General features: G+C 65.3%; 14 protein-coding genes. 5 read left to right on the plus strand and 9 right to left on the minus strand.

Features of this window, described 5'->3' with window-relative positions; translation table 11 throughout:
• Positions 1-47: 47 nt before the first annotated feature.
• The 3 genes from BA190_RS23765 to BA190_RS23775 all read right to left on the minus strand — a co-directional run bounded on the left by BA190_RS23765 (position 48) and on the right by BA190_RS23775 (position 3,229).
• Positions 48-2,105, minus strand: a complete 2,058-nt coding sequence (locus BA190_RS23765) for an FUSC family protein (protein WP_068293681.1) — start codon at positions 2,103-2,105, stop codon at positions 48-50.
• Positions 2,106-2,241: 136 nt separating this feature from the next.
• Positions 2,242-2,913, minus strand: coding sequence for an isoprenylcysteine carboxylmethyltransferase family protein (locus tag BA190_RS23770; protein WP_068293684.1), 672 nt, complete (start codon positions 2,911-2,913; stop codon positions 2,242-2,244).
• Positions 2,914-3,049: 136 nt separating this feature from the next.
• Positions 3,050-3,229 (minus strand): hypothetical protein, encoded by a 180-nt coding sequence (locus BA190_RS23775; RefSeq protein WP_245314933.1) that lies wholly within the window; start codon positions 3,227-3,229, stop codon positions 3,050-3,052.
• A 132-nt stretch (positions 3,230-3,361) separates the two neighbouring features.
• On the opposite strand from BA190_RS23775, the gene BA190_RS23780 reads away from it, so the two are divergent.
• From BA190_RS23780 to BA190_RS37075, 4 genes are all read left to right on the plus strand, one after another.
• On the plus strand, positions 3,362-3,979 hold the full coding sequence (locus BA190_RS23780) for a shikimate kinase (RefSeq protein ID WP_068293687.1): 618 nt from the start codon (positions 3,362-3,364) through the stop codon (positions 3,977-3,979).
• The gene (gene aroB / locus BA190_RS23785) at positions 3,976-5,094 is read left to right on the plus strand and encodes a 3-dehydroquinate synthase (protein ID WP_068293331.1); all 1,119 of its coding nucleotides are present in this window, start codon (positions 3,976-3,978) and stop codon (positions 5,092-5,094) included. Before BA190_RS23780 ends, aroB begins: the two co-directional genes overlap by 4 nt.
• Positions 5,095-5,304: 210 nt before the next feature.
• Positions 5,305-6,588, plus strand: a complete 1,284-nt coding sequence (locus tag BA190_RS23790) for an HlyC/CorC family transporter (RefSeq protein WP_068293334.1) — start codon at positions 5,305-5,307, stop codon at positions 6,586-6,588.
• Positions 6,585-6,707, plus strand: coding sequence for a hypothetical protein (locus tag BA190_RS37075; RefSeq protein ID WP_256390546.1), 123 nt, complete (start codon positions 6,585-6,587; stop codon positions 6,705-6,707). The genes BA190_RS23790 and BA190_RS37075 overlap by 4 nt, the downstream gene beginning before the upstream one ends.
• On the opposite strand, the gene BA190_RS23795 is transcribed toward BA190_RS37075, so the two are convergent.
• From BA190_RS23795 to BA190_RS23820, 6 genes are all read right to left on the minus strand, one after another.
• Positions 6,692-7,462, minus strand: coding sequence for a siderophore-interacting protein (locus BA190_RS23795; RefSeq protein WP_068293337.1), 771 nt, complete (start codon positions 7,460-7,462; stop codon positions 6,692-6,694). The two genes, BA190_RS37075 and BA190_RS23795, sit on opposite strands and share 16 nt — an antisense overlap.
• Positions 7,459-9,435, minus strand: coding sequence for a Fe(3+)-hydroxamate ABC transporter permease FhuB (gene fhuB / locus BA190_RS23800; protein ID WP_068293341.1), 1,977 nt, complete (start codon positions 9,433-9,435; stop codon positions 7,459-7,461). The genes BA190_RS23795 and fhuB overlap by 4 nt, the downstream gene beginning before the upstream one ends.
• A complete protein-coding gene (locus BA190_RS23805; RefSeq protein ID WP_162275195.1) occupies positions 9,428-10,270 on the minus strand; it encodes an ABC transporter substrate-binding protein in 843 nt (280 codons plus the stop codon). The genes fhuB and BA190_RS23805 overlap by 8 nt, the downstream gene beginning before the upstream one ends.
• A gap of 56 nt (positions 10,271-10,326) precedes the next feature.
• Positions 10,327-12,690, minus strand: a complete 2,364-nt coding sequence (locus BA190_RS23810) for a TonB-dependent receptor (RefSeq protein WP_245314935.1) — start codon at positions 12,688-12,690, stop codon at positions 10,327-10,329.
• 217 nt (positions 12,691-12,907) lie between these two features.
• On the minus strand, positions 12,908-13,906 hold the full coding sequence (locus BA190_RS23815) for a FecR domain-containing protein (protein WP_068293344.1): 999 nt from the start codon (positions 13,904-13,906) through the stop codon (positions 12,908-12,910).
• 98 nt (positions 13,907-14,004) lie between these two features.
• Positions 14,005-14,538, minus strand: a complete 534-nt coding sequence (locus BA190_RS23820) for an RNA polymerase sigma factor (RefSeq protein WP_082979999.1) — start codon at positions 14,536-14,538, stop codon at positions 14,005-14,007.
• Positions 14,539-14,984: 446 nt separating this feature from the next.
• Between BA190_RS23820 and BA190_RS23825 the strand changes: the two genes are divergently transcribed.
• Positions 14,985-16,064 (plus strand): hypothetical protein, encoded by a 1,080-nt coding sequence (locus BA190_RS23825; protein ID WP_068293349.1) that lies wholly within the window; start codon positions 14,985-14,987, stop codon positions 16,062-16,064.
• The last annotated feature ends 77 nt before the right edge of the window (positions 16,065-16,141 follow it).

Here is a 16,141-nt window from a genome sequence, read left to right on the forward strand (position 1 = left end):
AGGTTAACAGCGGGAAAATCATCCGCCATGCCGCCTCCCTGCCAGCCTCAGAAATAGAGCGGATGATCCTCCAGGGCCAAGGCGATCACCCTGAGCGAGGCGGCCGCCTGCAGATGCGCGTTCGGGCTGGTTTCCTTGACGATCTCGGCCGCCAATTCCCGCAGCGACACGATCATGTCGCGCAGCAGCTTGGCATGCGGGATGCGGATGGCGAGGAGACCGGCGACACGCACGAGCATCTCCGAGACGGCAGCGGCATGGGCGGGCTCGATCAGGCCCTCGCGCAGGAAGCGGCGCAGGCGCAGGATCTCCAGCCCCATTGTCACCGCTGCAAGGCTCCCGTCCAGCACATATTGGCCCTTGCTGCCGACACGTTCCAGCGGCGCCATCAGCTGGTTGATGCGGTCATAGGCCAGGCTCTCGAAGGCCGAGGGCTTGGGCAGGCGCTCATGCAGGCAAAGCCGGGTCAGGTCGGCCCGGAAAGCCTCCACCACCCGCTCGACCACGCTTTGCGGCCGCCGGGGCAGGACCACCGCGAACACGGCGAGGCTGAGCAGCCCGCCGCCGAGCACCGCGATCGCCGCGTTCATGAACAGCCAGGGCTCGGCCACCATGGGCTGGCGCGGATTGAGGAAGAGCAGGAAATTGATGGCGAAGGCGGTGGCGATCGGCGTGAAGCGCGGATTGGCCATGCCCAGCGCCGCCGGCAGCAGTACCAGCCCGATCAGCGCCAGCAGCCAGGCAAGCCCCGGCAGATGCGGCAGCATGAGCTGGCCGACCAGGAAGGCGACCGGCACCGAATAGGCCGTGCCCTTGAGGAAGTCCCAGGCCGACCGCAACGGATTGGGCATGGTGGCGAACAGGCTCGACATCACCGCCACCATCACCGCCGCGCCGGCGAGATCGGCCCAGCGCGTGGCGATCCAATAGGCGGTGACGATGGTGGTGGCGATCGCCGCCCTGATGGCGTTGACGGCCGCCACCTCGTAGTCGCGATCAATGGTGAGGGCCGGCAGCTTCCACTGGCCGGGCGGGTCGGGCGCACGCAGCCGCAAGGCGGCCAGTCCCTCCAGCACCTGGCGGATGGCAGTGAGGAACTCGATCAGCAAAGTGATGCGGGCCGCCGCCGCGGCTCGGTCCTCGTGCGGCTGCAGCGGCGCGCCACGCATCGCCTCGGCCTCGCGGCAGAATTCCTCGATCTGCCGCAGCCAGGGGCGGACGTCCTGGGTGAGCCAGTCGCCCTGGGCGATACCGTCCAGCATGGTCCTGATGCGGTTGAGCAGCGGACGCCAGCTCGAATCGGGCGCGCTGGCATGGGCAAGCAGGGTGTGCACGGCCGAGATGGCCGAGAGCATGTGGCCGATCGTGTGCCGGGCCATGCGCCCATGCGTGACCAGGCTGGGTGCTTCCAGCCGGGCATAGGCGCGCATGCCCGCCAGCGCCTCGATATCGACGATCAGGCGCTGATAGCGGGTGTCGAGCTCGGCCTTCGCCGTGCCGCCGATCGCGCCCGCCCCATAGCGGGCAATGTCCCTGAGGCTGGCGCCGGCCCGCTCCACCAGCACGTCGCGGGCGAGTTGCGGCAGCAGGAAGCGGCTGGCCAGGCCCGCACAGACGATGCCGAGCATGATCTCGATGCAGCGCGCCACCGCCAGCTCATTGACGAGATGGGGATTGTCGAAAGCTGGCAAGCCGATGATGGCGGCCGTATAGCCGGCCAATACCGCCCCATAGGCTTCGGGGTTGCGCAGGGTCGAGGCCACGAAGGTGCACAGGCCGATCCAGGCGGCCAGCAGCGCCAGGAAGAGCAGATGCTCGCTCCCCGTCAGCTTGACCATCGCCACCGAGGCGAGGGCACCGATCAGCGTGCCGGCCAGCCGGAACAAGCCCTTGGCGAGCACCATACCGGCGACGGGCTGGCTGACGATATAGACGGTCATCATCGCCCATTGCGGCTGCTCGAGCCCGAGCGCATAGGCGATTGCCAGAGCAACGAGCCCGATGACGGTGGTGCGGAATGCGAAGATCCAGTCGGCCCGCGGCGGCATGGCCAGATGCGGCAGGCTGAACGACGGACGGGCGGGAAGGAAACTCGGGCGAGGCATCACACCGGCCATACAGGGTTTGTCGCTGATTTGGTACCGGATCATGCCGCGAGATGATGAAGGGCGTACTGCCGCCGAGAGGCCCATGCCGCAATCGCAAGAATAGGAAACGATCGTTTCCGAACCTATCCCAGCCTCACCAGATCCCGGGCAGCATGCGATAGCGCACGCGCCGGGCGTAATCGGCATAGCCCGGCAGGCCTGTCATCAGGGTGCGTTCCTCGATGCGCGAGCGGATCGCGAAGGCCAGGAAGAACACCGGCATCATCGCGAGCCCCCACCAGGAGCCGATCAACAGCGGCGTACCGATGAAATAGAGCATGACGCCCGCATACATGGGATGGCGGACGAAGGCATAGGGACCTGTCGAGACCACGTGATGGTGACGCTCGGCCTGCACCTTGACCACCGGCGCGGCGAAGGAGTTTTCGCGAAACACCCACATGATGAAGAGTGTGGAAGCCAGATAGAGCGCGAGCCCCAAGGCCTCGAGCGGGAGGGGCATGGCCGAAGCCTGCAGGCGCCGGTCGAGCCCGATCACCACGAACCAGACCACGGCGACCACGAGGAAGACCAGCATGAACCATTTGTCCGCTCTGGGCTGCTCCGGCGCTCTCAGCCTCATGCGTTCGGCGAGCAGGCCCGGGTCGGTCCTGGCGAGCCACAAGCCGGAGGCGAGGCCGACAGCCAGGGAAACGGCCAGGTAGGCCCAAGCCGAGGCCCAGGCCAGCGTGCCGGCGGAAAGGAACAGCACCAGGGCCATGATGGCGACGAACACGAGATTTTGCAGGACCAGCTTGACGATCATGGCCATTGTCCCCATGCGGCAACGGCATCATCCGGCATGTCTTGGGCGAAAATGCAGTTGCCGGAACCCTGAACGGATACCTGGGCCGCCGGATACTCGGGCCGCCGGATACCTGGGCCGCCGGCAGGCGGACAGGTCAGGGCTTGGCGGGCTCCTTTGGCGGCTCCAGGTTCTTGAGCGGGACGTCCTGGCTCATCGGCCGGGTCGCCGGCTTCACATAGGTGCCCAGCGCATAGACGAGGCCGAACCCGGTGAGCCCCAGCAGCAGGAGAATGAGAAGGAAGCGGAAGAGGCTGGGCATGAGGAAGCTGGGCATGAGGACTCGGAACACAACGGTGCCAGGATAATGTGCGATTGAGGGCAGCACCATGGCGTTGTGCCCGCCGCTTGCCCCTGAGGCTCTTGCATCGAGGCCCCTCTCCGGTTCATTAGAACGATGGACTTGTTGATGCAGGACGATATGAGCGGCTTTGCGACACCCCCTGTCCCGGCCGAGCGCGAGAAGAAAGTGGCGGAAGCCCTCGCGGGGCGGTCGGTCGTATTGGTGGGCATGATGGGTGCGGGCAAGAGCGCCGTCGGCCGGCGCCTGGCAGGCCGGCTCGGCCTCGAATTCCGCGATGCCGATACCGAGATCGAGGAAGCCGCCCAGAAGACCATTTCGGAGATCTTCGCCTCGGATGGCGAAGCCTTTTTCCGTGACAAGGAACGCCGCGTCATCGCCAGGCTGCTCGCCTGCGACAAGCCGATCGTGCTGGCGACCGGCGGCGGCGCCTATATGAACGAGGAGACCCGCGCCCTCATCGCCAATTGTGGTATCTCGATCTGGCTGAAGGCGGAACTCGACGTGCTGATGCGGCGCGTTCGCCGCAAGCCGACCCGCCCGCTCCTGCAGACGCCCGATCCGGAAGGCACGCTGCGCAAGCTGATCGAAGTCCGCTATCCCGTCTATGCCGGCGCCGATGTCACCGTGCTGTCGCGCGACGTCGCCCAGGAGACGGTGCTGGAGGACGTCGTCACCGCCCTCGAACATCATCTATCGACCGAAAGATCGGACAGACCGGCATGAGCCAGCCCATCGTCGTTCCCGTCGCGCTGGGCGCGCGCTCCTATGAGATCGCCATCGGTCCGGGCCTCCTTCCCGAGGCCGGCCAACGCATCGCCGCCCTCGCGCCCAAGGCGCGCCTCGCCATCGTCACCGACGCCAATGTCGCGGCCCTGCACCTGGCGACATTGACGGCGAGCCTCGATGCGGCCGGTATCGAGCACCAGACCATCACGGTCGCGCCCGGCGAGGCCTCCAAGAGCTTCGCCACCTTCGCCGAGGTCTGCGAGGGCCTGATCGCCACCCGGGTCGAGCGCGGCGATCTCGTCGTCGCCTTCGGCGGCGGCGTGATCGGGGACCTCGCCGGCTTTGCGGCAGCGGCGGTCCGGCGCGGCATGCGCTTCGTGCAGATCCCCACCAGCCTGCTGGCGCAGGTCGATTCCTCGGTGGGCGGCAAGACCGGCATCAATTCCCGCCACGGCAAGAACCTGGTGGGCGCCTTCCATCAGCCCAGCCTCGTGCTGGCCGATACGCAGGTGCTCGATACCCTCTCCAGGCGCGAATTCCGCGCCGGCTATGCCGAGGTCGCCAAATACGGCCTGATCAACGACGCTCCCTTCTTCCATTGGCTCGAGACGAATTGGCAGGACGTGATGGCGGGCGGGCCGGCGCGCGTCGAGGCCATCGCCACCTCCTGCCGCTCCAAGGCCGGCATCGTCGCCCGCGACGAGACCGAGACCGGCGAGCGGGCACTCCTCAATCTCGGCCACACCTTCGGCCATGCCCTGGAAGCGGTCACCGGCTACAATTCCGCCCGCCTGGTGCATGGCGAGGGTGTCTCGATCGGCATGGTGCTGGCCCATGAGTTCTCGGCCCGGCTCGGCCTGTGCTCCCAGGAAACGCCCTCGCGCGTCGCCGCCCATCTTGCCGCCGCCGGACTGCCGACCCGCATCGACGAGGTGCCGGGTGGTGCCGGCACCGCGGACGAACTGATGAACGCCATCCTGCAGGACAAGAAGGTCAAGCGCGGCAAGCTCACCTTCATTCTCACCCGCGGCATCGGCGAGAGCTTCATCGCCAACGATGTCGATCCCCATGCCGTGACGGGCTTCCTGGAAGAGAAGCTCGCCGATGCCTGAGGCAAGCCATCAGAACAGGGCGCGGCCAGCCTTCTCCCCTTGCGGGAGAAGGTGGCGCGTAGCGCCGCATGAGGGGTGTCGGCGAACGAGCGGCAAGCATTGCGCATCTCCCCTCATCCGTCCCTTCGGGACACCTTCTCCCGCAAGGGGAGAAGGCTGGCCGCGCCCTTCCGTTGAAGGTGTTCCGCTCCCATCCCATAGGCGCTGACCATGCATCCCGAGGCCTGGTACTCGCTCTTCATCGTCTTCCTGCTCCTGCTGGCGGGCTTCTTCTTCGCGGGCTCGGAAACCGCCCTCACCGCCGCCTCGCGAGCGCGGCTGCTGTCGCTGGAGAAGAACGGCAGCCAGCGCGCCAAGGTCGTCAACAAGCTGCTCGACATCCGCGAGGCGATGATCGGCTCGCTCCTGGTCGGCACCAGCATCGTCAACACCGCCGCGGCGGCATTGACCACCGGCATCCTGCTCGACATCTTCGGTGATGTCGGCATCTTCTACGCCACCATCGTCATCTCGGTCCTGACCATCATCTTCGTCGAGATCCTGCCCAAGACCATTGCCATCAACTATCCCGAGAGCTTTTCCCTGGCGGTCGGCTGGCCGGTCCGGCTGGTGGTGCTGGTCTTCTCGCCGGTGACGGGGGTGCTGGGCTGGCTGGTGCGCGCCATCCTGCGCCTCGTCGGCCTGGAGGTCGGCAAGCATCCCTCCTTGCTCTCGGCCACCGACGAGTTGCGCGGCACCGTCGACCTCCTGCACAGGGAAGGCTCGGTGGAGAAGACCGATCGCGACATGTTCGGCGGCCTGCTCGACCTGCAGGAACTCACGGTCGACGACGTCATGGTCCACCGCACCAAGATGTTCTCCGTCGACCTCGACGAGGGCGCTGCCCAGATCGTGCAGAGCGTGCTCGCCGCGCCCTATACCCGCATCCCGGTGTGGAAGGAGAGCCCCGAGAACATCATCGGCGTGCTGCACGCAAAGGACCTCTTGCGCGCCCTCGATGCTGCCGGCAACGACCCCCTCAAGCTCGACATCGAGGAGATCGCCCTGCCGGCCTGGTTCGTGCCCGACACCACCTCGCTGGTCGACCAGTTGCGCTCCTTCCGCCGCAGGAAGCAGCATTTCGCCTTCGTGGTCGACGAATATGGCTCGGTGCTCGGCATCGTCACGCTGGAGGACATCATCGAGGAGATCGTCGGCGACATCTCCGACGAGCACGATCTGGTGGTGACGGGCGTGCGCCCGCAGGCGGACGGCGCCGTCAATGTCGATGGCTCGGTGCCGATCCGCGACCTCAACCGCGCCATGGACTGGACCCTGCCGGACGAGGAAGCCACCACCATCGCCGGCCTCGTTATCCACGAGGCCCGTACCATCCCGGAGGCCGGCCAGACCTTCACCTTCCATGGCTACCGCTTCCAGGTGCTGAGGAAGCAGAAGAACCGCATCGCCTCGCTGAGGATCACCCCGATCGTGGCGGAGACGCCGGAGGGATGAGAGTGGCACCCGGCACACGCATCCAGCCCGCGCAGCAGCGCGACCGCCCGGAACTCACCGGCATGGGACACACCATCCAGCCCCCTCCCGCCTCGCCCTTCCGTCAGCGCCGCCAATAGCAAACGTTGATGTAGCGCGGCTTCGGAATGGCGGCGAGGTGCGGACGAAAGGCTTCGTAGGCCCCAAACTCGCCCGCGAGCCAGATGAAATAGTCCTTTGCGCCTGCATAGACCTCGATCTTCTCCCTGACGGGCTCGATGAAGCCGCGGCGAGGCCCCTCATTGCTTGGCATCCGGTCGACCCATCTGATCGACATGCCGGCCGGTGCGGCGAAGGGCAACCGGTCTTCAGGTCCGCATGTCTCGATGACGATGTCGCCCTGGACATCGGGCGGCAGCGTTTCCGCGATCCGCGCAATGGCCGGCAACGCCGTTTCGTCGCCCGCCAGGAGGTAGCGGCTCGCCTTCTTGACGCCGAGACCGCAGGGGCCGGAAATACCGCAGATGTCGCCGGGCTTTGCCTGCAAGGCGAAATTGCAGGCGGGTCCCGCATGGTCATGCAGCACGAAATCGATGTCGAGCCAGCCGGCGGCGGCATCGATGCGCCGGATCGTGTAGTAGCGCGTCACGACATTCGACGAAGCACTCTTGCGGTTCGCACGGCCTTCGGCGCCCCGGACCGGCCTGTCGGCTGCCGCGTCGAAGCCTTCCTGGACGCCGAGGCGTTGCTGGACATGGAGCCGGACATGCAGATTGCCGAGCGTGTCGAAATGGGCGAGATCGTCACCCGCCAGGCGCAGGCGCTGCATGTGCGGCGCGATACGCTCGACGGTGACGACCCTCATCATGCGGAAGCCGTCGTCTTGCTTGCTCATCCTCGCCTCGCGATCAGTACCAGCAGGAAGGGCCCGCCGACCATGGTGGCGAGCAGGCCGGCAGGGATCTGGAATGGAAAAATGATGTTGCGGCCGAGCCAGTCGGCGACCAGAAGGACCAGCCCGCCAATGATCGCCGAGGCCGCGAGCTGCGTACCCGCTCGATGAAAGCCGGCAAGGCGCGCGATATGCGGCCCCATCAGCCCGGCAAAGCTCAGGGGTCCGACCAGGATGGTCGCCCCTGCCGTCAGCAGGGCCGCAATCGAGAACAGGATGTTGCGGCTATGGGCGATGGGCACGCCCGAGGCCGAGGCCGTGGCAAGGCCGAGTGAGAACAATTCGAGCCAGCGCCGGATGAAGGGAATGGAGGCAAGGGCCACGACCAGCAGGACCGTCGACAGCAGAGCCTCCCCTGGCCGCACCGCATAGGTCGAGCCCGACAGCCAGGCCAGCAATTGATCGAGGCGCGGATCCTGCGACGTCATCAATACGGCCATGACGAAGCCGGAAACGGCTCCCAGGGTGATGCCGATCAACAGCATCCGATCGCCGGAAAAGCCGGGTTTGCGCGACAGGGCAAGCATCAGGAAGAGAACGGCCAGGGCACCGGCGGCGCCTGCCGCTATCTGCTCGGCGCGGGTGGGGGCAGCGGCCGTCAGGAGCAGAAGGATCACACCCAGCATGGCGCCGGAGGAAACGCCGAGCACCTCGGGTGAGGCCATGGGATTGCCCGTCATGCGCTGAAGGATGGCGCCAGCCAAGGCCAGCATGGCTCCTCCGCTGAACGCGGCGAGCGCGCGAGGCCCCCGCCAATCCAGCAGGGGCGCGATCTCCTCTCTCGCCGCGAACGACCAGCCATCCGGTCCCTGCCCCAGCGACAATGCCACCCAGAAGGCGGGGACGAGCAAGGACGCCAGCAGGAAGAGCGCGACGACCGGATATCTCAGCCTGCCCGGAGCAGCGCCTGGCGTCACTTGCGGGGGAGCCAGCAGTTTCAGGCGCCTGATCAGCATGAACAGCAGCGGGGCGCCCAGCAGGGCCGTCACCGCTCCCGTTGGGAAAAGCCGGTAGGTCACCGGCAAGGAGAGCACGATCTGGTCCGTGGCCATGAGCAGCAAGGCCCCCAGCAAGGCGGACCAGACCAGATGCTCGCCTGCCCGCCTGGCACCACAGGCGCGTGCCAGTGCGGGACCGGCAAGCCCGACAAAGCTGATGATGCCAACCGAGGCGGTGACGATCGCCGCCAGGGCCGCGGCGGCAACCAGCGCGATCAGGCGATAGGCTGCAACGGACAGGCCGAGGCTCCTGGCGCTGTCGTCATCGACGCCGAGCAGCGTCAGCGGGCGCACGAGAAGGGCCAGGAGGATGGCGACGAGCAGGAGCCGCGGGTACAAAAACTGCACCCCGCTCCAATCCTGCTGGTCGAGATAGCCGGCTCCCCAGAGAAAGATACCGGTGAGAAAATCGTGGTTGAACAAGGTCAGCGCAGCGCTGACGGCCCCACAATAGAGGCTGACGATCATGCCCGCCAGGGTTACGGTGACGGGAGACAGCCCCTTGCGCCAGGACAGGGAAAGCACCGCGAGAAGCGCCAGGGCGGCGCCGGTAAAGGCAATCCACTCGCGGCCCAATGCCAGCCATGCCGGGAACCACAGGGTGACGATGGACAGGACGAGATAGGCACCGGCCGAAATGCCGAGCGTGGCCGGCTCGGCCAGGGGGTTGCGCAGGATGCGTTGCAGGACGGCGCCGGCAAGGCCAAGCCCGGCTCCGACCAGCAGGCCGACGACGATGCGGGGAAGCACGGTGTGATGCAGCAGCATCTGCGCCGTGACATCGGGATCCGGAGATACGATCGAGCCCCACGAGGCGTTGTCCGGCAACAGCCCCTTCACGTTGAAGGCGGCCAGGGAGAGAGCCACGATGGCAAGAAGAAGCGCCGGGATCGGCGTGACGGCGTGCGGCCTAGCCATTCGGTCCACCTGCCGAAAGAGCGGCGGATACCAGCCGCGCGAAGCGGCGCACGGGTGGCAGGCCTCCGTAGAAGAGGACGTCCGGAATGCGCACGATACGGTTCTGCTTCACGAAGGGCAGGCTGGCGATAACCGGCGCTTCCAGCAGGCTCTTCAACGTATCGTTGCTGGTGTCGCCCACGCAGAGCAGCCGTGCTTCGGGACGGTCCGTGAGCCGCTCGGCGCTGACGGTCGTATGGCCGTAGCGGGACACGGGGCCGGTCCAGGCGTTCTCGATGCCGAAATGATCGAGAACGTCCTGAAAAAGGCTGTTCCTGCCGAAGATCAGCAGGCGCCTGCCATCGATCACCGTCGCCACGTAGAGGGGGCGACGGTCATATCGGGCCATCAGCTGTTTTCCCGCCGCCAGTTCCGCGTCCACCGACTGCACGAAGCGATCGAACGCGCTCGACACGCCGAGCTGCCCGGCGAGGGCCGAAAGGGCCCGGCGGGCATGCGCCAGGCGGCCGGACTCCCCGAAATGATCGGGATCGAAGAAACATATCGGCGCGATCGCCGCCAGGCGCTCCCGCATTGGCGCAAGGTCGCCATTCATGACCACCATTTCGGGCTTCAGGCGATAGATCAGCTCGAGATTCGGCTCCGAGCGCAGGCCCAGTTCGCGCATGTCCGATGCCGGCGCCGGCTCCACCACCAATTGGGAGTAGCGTTCGATTTCCGGCATGGCGAGGGGCGCGATACCCAGGGCGAGCAGGTTCTGCCCGCTCACCCAATCCATCGCCATGGCCCGCCCGGCAGGCATCTCGGACGAACGAGCGGCAGGGGCAAGACACATCCCTGCCGCTCCGCCGAGAAGCGCCCGGCGGGACAAGCCTCCAGCCTGCATCCCCATCAGAACTTCATCTGGGCGGAAAACGCGACCGTTCTCGGGGCTCCCAGATAATAGCTGTTCTGCCAGTAGTTCTTGTTGGTGACGTTGCTGACATTCAGCCGCAATGTCAGCGGATTGCCGAACCGCTCGGTCGTGTATCGCATGCCGACATCGAGGGTGGTGTAGGCGGCAAGGCGATCGTCATTGACGTCGTTCGCCCATTGCTTGCCGGTGTAGTAGACGCCCCCGGTCAGGACCAGGCCCTGAATGGCGGGAATCTCATATTCGAGATAGAGCTTTGCCAGCACCTTGGCCACGTTCATCGGCTGCTTGCCGTCAAATTCGCCGCCCTCCACCTTGGCATCCAGCACGGTGACGCCGCCCAGAAGCGTGAGCTCGTCGGTCACCTTGCCCGTTGCCGTGACCTCCACGCCGCGATGCCGCTGCCGGCCGTCCTGGGTGTAGACGCCGCTCGCATTGGTGAATTCATAGGCCTTTTCGATATCGAACAGGGCGCCGGTGAGGAGCATGCCGCCCACTTCCGCCTTGACGCCGATCTCCTTTTGCTTGCTCACCATCGGGGCCATGACCTGACCGTAATTGCTGCTCGTATCGGGAGCGACCCCACCCTGCTCCAGACCTTCGATGTAGCTGCCATAGACCGTCATCCACGGCACGGGCTTGAAGAGGAGCGAGGCCGAGGGCGAGAGCCGCCCCTCGTCGTAGTCGGGCTGACTGCGCCTGCCCGAAGCTTCGAGCGAACGGCTCATGATGCGGCTGTAGTTGACGCCCACCAAGGCGGACCAGCGCTCGTTGAATTCGATCTGGTCGCCGATGACGAAATTGTGGTTGCGGACATAGCCCTGGTAGTAGGGCGACGAGGTATCGTTTGGGAAGGTCGGCCTGGGAAGATGAACGGGCGAGGACATCGGAAACGGCCCGATCCAACCCGTGTTCGGGCTGTAGGGCGTCTGCCAGGCCCGGTCCGAATACATCTGGTAGCCGGCCGTGACCTTGTGGGAAATCGGCCCGGTATCGAACGTGACATCCGCAAAGGCCTGCGCCGCGTCGAAGATATTCTTGGTTCTGCCCGAGTGAATCCCGATCTGATAATATTCCCCCGGCGACCGCACGGAATTCATCGTGTGGTCCTGGACCGGCCGATCGAGATATTCACGCATATAGGCGCCGCGCAGCGTGATGAAGTCGTTGAGCTTGTAGGTCAGCTTGCCGGAAAGACGCGTCTTCTCGAATTCATCGCGAATCCAGGGCTGGCTCCAGTTTTTGCTGGCATCGGGCGCGGCTCCATGAGGAACGCCGGGGTTGAAGAACCAATAGGAGTTGGGAACATTCGTCCTGTATTTGCCGTATGACGCGTTGAGTTCCAGTTTCAACTTGTCGGTGATGTCCCAATCGAAGGCGCCGCTCACGAGGAAACGATTGACGCTCTGGTCGTCTATCGCGGTGTCGCCGCCCTGCTTGACGATGTTGAGGCGATATCCTGCCCGGCCTTCCGCATCGATGCGGCCACCAAAATCGCCATGGATGTATTTCTGCTCGGCGCCATAGGTGCCGATGGTCAGGCTGTTCAGGCGCTCGATCGTCGGGCGCTTGTAGACATAGTTGATCATGCCGGCCGGCGCGGCCGCCCCATACAGGAAGCCCGAAAGGCCGGTGAGGACTTCGATGCGCTCCTTGTCCTCGAGATTGGTGGCGTGGCTGTAGGAACGCCGCAGGCCGTCCTCGGCGGTGTCATAGGTGGTGAAGCCGCGCATGTTGACCATCGGCGACCACCCCGAGGACTGCGGCGTCTGAATGCGGGTCGTCGGGCTGATCCGGAAAATGTCGTCGGGAGACTGGGCCTGGATATTCTGTATGAGTTCGCGCGGCACGACGCTGACCGAAAAGGGCGTGTCCCGGATGGACGTCTGCCCCAGGGGGCCCAGCGAGGAAATGGTGTTCGTGCGATAGCCGTCCTTTGCAAGTCCGTCCCGCTGGATCGCTGCAGTACCCTTGGCTTCGACGATGACGGGATCGAGAACGATCGTCCCATCCGCGCTTTCGCCGCCTGCCGGTTCCGCCGACATGGCAAGCAGGGTCACGGCGTTGCCGCCGGTAAAGGAATAGCCCAGCCCCGAGCTCGACAGCAGCCGGGCCAGCGCGGCCTGCGTGGTCATGCCGCCGGTTACGCTCGGTGCGCGCGTGTTTGCCGCGATGGAGGTCTGGTAGGCGATCTGAACGCCGGACTGGTCTGCAAGCATGCGCAGTGCCCGGGCCAGCGGCTGGCTGGGAATGTTGAAGTTGTGCGTGATTGCGGTCTGGGCGGCAACCGGCGACAGCGGCACGAGCAGCGCCGGCACTCCGGTACAAAACGCCGTGCTCACCAGGAGCCTCGTCACCAGACCACAAGGCGCGCTTCGCCTCGATCCCTTCTCTACCTTGCCTGGCACCACCGAGCCCCCTCAACATGTCCCCTGAAAACAGCCCTCGCGGGCCCATGTGAAGGGAGTGGGTGTGCTGCCTCGGCCCTTCGCTCCATTGACGCGCGAGCGAGGCGATCGCCTAAAGACGGCGTCCCAATTTTTTTGAAGGGATGGTGCGTCAGGAAATCAGGAGCAGGACACCGGGAATCCGGCGCACCGAAAGTCCCTGGGTTTTCGCCAGCGCCTGGACGGCGGCAAATGCCTGCGCCGTCGAGAAGACCGCGCTTACCGGAACGGACGGATCGATGCCGGGCCGCATCACGATTCGCTCGGGGACATAGCGGCCGAGTTCGGCCATCGCCCGGGAAAACGGCCGCCCCTCGAAGATGATGCGGCCCTTCCGCCATGCCAGCGCCGCCTGGACATCGGCGGACTGCGCCGGCCGCGGCGCCTCTCCCCGCGCATACAGGGTTTGCTGGTTCGCAGCCACCTCGACGCCCGCGACGCCGGAAGCGTCGGTCGCGGTCGGGCTGGCGGGGCCGGCAACGTCGATGCGCCCTTCGGCTGCGGTAACCGTTGCCACGTCCTCCAGTATCCCGACCGAGAAGCGGCCGGCCTTGGCGGTGCTGTTGCCGCCCAGCGCCGCCACCCGGAACACCGAGTTCCGATCCGGAGCGACCTTGAATTCGGCTTCGCCTTTTAGAAGCTCGACCAGTCTGAGGCCGGGCCGGTAGCCGATGCTGACGGCGCTATCCGTGTTGAGGGTGGCGACGGACCCGTCCGGCAGGGTGAACTCGGCCTGGTCGCCGACGGCCGTCGAGAGGTCGGCGTTCCACCAGACCTGCAGCCTCGGCACTGCCACGAAGCCGATGGCCGCCGCTGCCGCAGCCGCACCACCGAGGACAAAGCTGCGCCGCCCCATCAGGGCCTGGCGGTTCGGCGTGGCGGCAGCCGGCGGAGGCATGCCGGCCGATCCGGCATCGATGGCCTGCAATTGCTGCCAGAACGAACGCTCGCGCTCGAAAGCCAGCTTGTGATCGGCAGACTGGTCCCGCCAGGCCTTGAAGCGCTGGAGGTCGGCGTCGCTGACATTGCCCGAGGTCAGCCGCACGATCCAATCGCGTGCGTCCAGGCCGATGCGGCGTTCAATGTCCTTGCGATGCTTATGCTCGTCCATGCGCTCGAAAGCCGGTGCGGATAGGGACTCGATTCGAGCTGTTCTAACCTATTGACGCGTGAACGCACCCGCCACCTAAACACGATCCGGAAAATTTCTCAGTCGGAGAGTTCGCCGCGCAGATCGGCGAGATGTTCCAGGGCCCGGCGGATATGATAGTAGACCGCCTCGCTGGTGATGCCGTGCAGCTCCGCCAGCTGGCGATGCGATATGCCGTCGATGCGGTTCATCAGGAAGATCGTGCGGGTCCTTTCCGGCAATTCGTCCAGGGCCTTCCTGACTGCCTTCAGGCTTTCCCGGCCGATCAGCGCCCGTTCCGGCGAAACCAGGTCGCAGTTTTCCCACAGGATGTCGGTGAGTTCATCGTCGATTTCGTTGCGCCTGCGCTGGCTGCGCAGATGGCTGGTGACCGCATGCTGCGCAACGCGGGTGATGAACCCGGCCGGGTTGCGGATCGCATTGTCTTCCAAACCGGCGTTTTCCAGTTTCAGCCAGGTGTCCTGCATCAAGTCCTCGGCTGCCGCCGGGCAACCGGTTCTCGCCCTTGCCACCGCCTGCAGCCGTGGCCGCATTCTTGCAAAGGCATCGATCAGTTTTCCGAGAGACAGCCTGTCCACGCCAGCCCGCAACATAGGTAAGAAGGACGATAATGCTCCTGAAGGTGAAGCAATCCCAACCTAGAGGATGAAGAAAAACCCTGCAATAGCAATGATTTAGAGAACTTCTAACCTGGGGAGGTCCTGCGCCGGGGCTGTTCGGCCGATTGCTTGCCGCATCGTCCGGATGGGTCCTGCCATCGACAGCCCGATCGCCCCCGCAGCCCCCTCCCCCGATCCCCGTGTGCCCTACGTCACACGCCAGTTGCGGCGGCCTGACCTCGCCCTTTAAACTTGCCTCGATTTCCCCTATCTGGTTGCTCAATAGTCAAAGCGTCTTGCGAATTGGCGCAATTGCCAAGAAACGCAAAGAAGCCCTGGCCAATCCGCTGGATCGGCCAGGAAGCAACGAGCCTGGAGCAGACAAGCGTTCGGCATGAACGCGCCTTGTTCCGGGGATGCCAAACCGAGGGGAGAGCCGCATGGCCGAGTTCGACGCCGCGATCAAGTCCGCCGAAGCTGAAATCAAGGCGGCCCAGGCCAAGATTTCCGAGGTCAGCTCGAAGATCGAGCTCGCCCATTCCAAGATGGAGAAGGGCGAGGACATCTCCATCGACATCCAGAACGCGACGCTCGACGACGTTCACGCCCATTCCAACGCGATGAACGCCAACATCGCCGAGCTCATCATGGGTCTCGACGACGTCACCGCCGGCTTCTCCAAGGAATTCGACGCCATGCGCGAGAAGTCCGGCTGGGAGAGCTTCGTGGGCATTTTCTCCTCCGCCAAGTCGGACTCCATGCGCGAGGAGCGCCTGCGCGCCGCCTCCATCGACGACAAGCTGCAGGACCTGATCTCCAAGTCCGACATCATCGTCAATCTGCTGCAGAGCCAGCTCGGCGTGCTCAACGACCACAAGACCCGGGTCGAGAAGAACCTGTCCGGCACTCTGTCCGATCGCGAAAGCACCGTGGCGGACTTGGAGAAGATCCGCGCCCAGGTCCTGGCCATGGATCCCCGGATCATCGATCTCGAGAACAAGATCTCGATGGAGCAGGATGCCGCCGCCCGCACGCGGCTCGAGACCGAGCTCGCCCAGACCAATGCGGCCTACAACAATCTCGTGCAGGAAGAGCAGGTCAAGCTCGCGCAGTCGCAGACGCTGGAGCGCTATATCGAGCAGGGCAAGAGCTGGGTCGACAGCCTGCAGAACCAAGCCGCCACCCAGATGGTGCTGATCAACAAGCTGCAGACCGACACCAAGCAGCGTGTGGTGCTCTATGATGCGCTCACCAAGTCGCTGAAGACGGCCCAGCAGCAGGACGTCGCCCACCGCATCAACGAGATCGGCGTCAAGACCGACCAGGAAGCCCAGGCCGCCATGGCTGCCATCGGCTCGGCCACCAACCAGCGCATGGCCGAGATGATGGAAAAGCACGAGGACCACATGGTCTTCGCCCGCAAGATCCTGGAGGAAAAGGCCAAATCCGACGAGCGCTTCGCCCGCCGCTTCGCCAAGATCGTCGAGAAGCACGACAAGAACCTCTATGGCGGGGCGTGAGGCCAGCTTCCCCGCTCCGGCACCGTGCATGCAGCGATGCTTGCCGTGGCTCGACCCTTGTCATTGCCGGGCTTGAC

It is taken from the genome of Labrys sp. WJW, assembly GCF_001676615.1.
Lineage (GTDB): Bacteria > Pseudomonadota > Alphaproteobacteria > Rhizobiales > Labraceae > Labrys > Labrys sedimenti.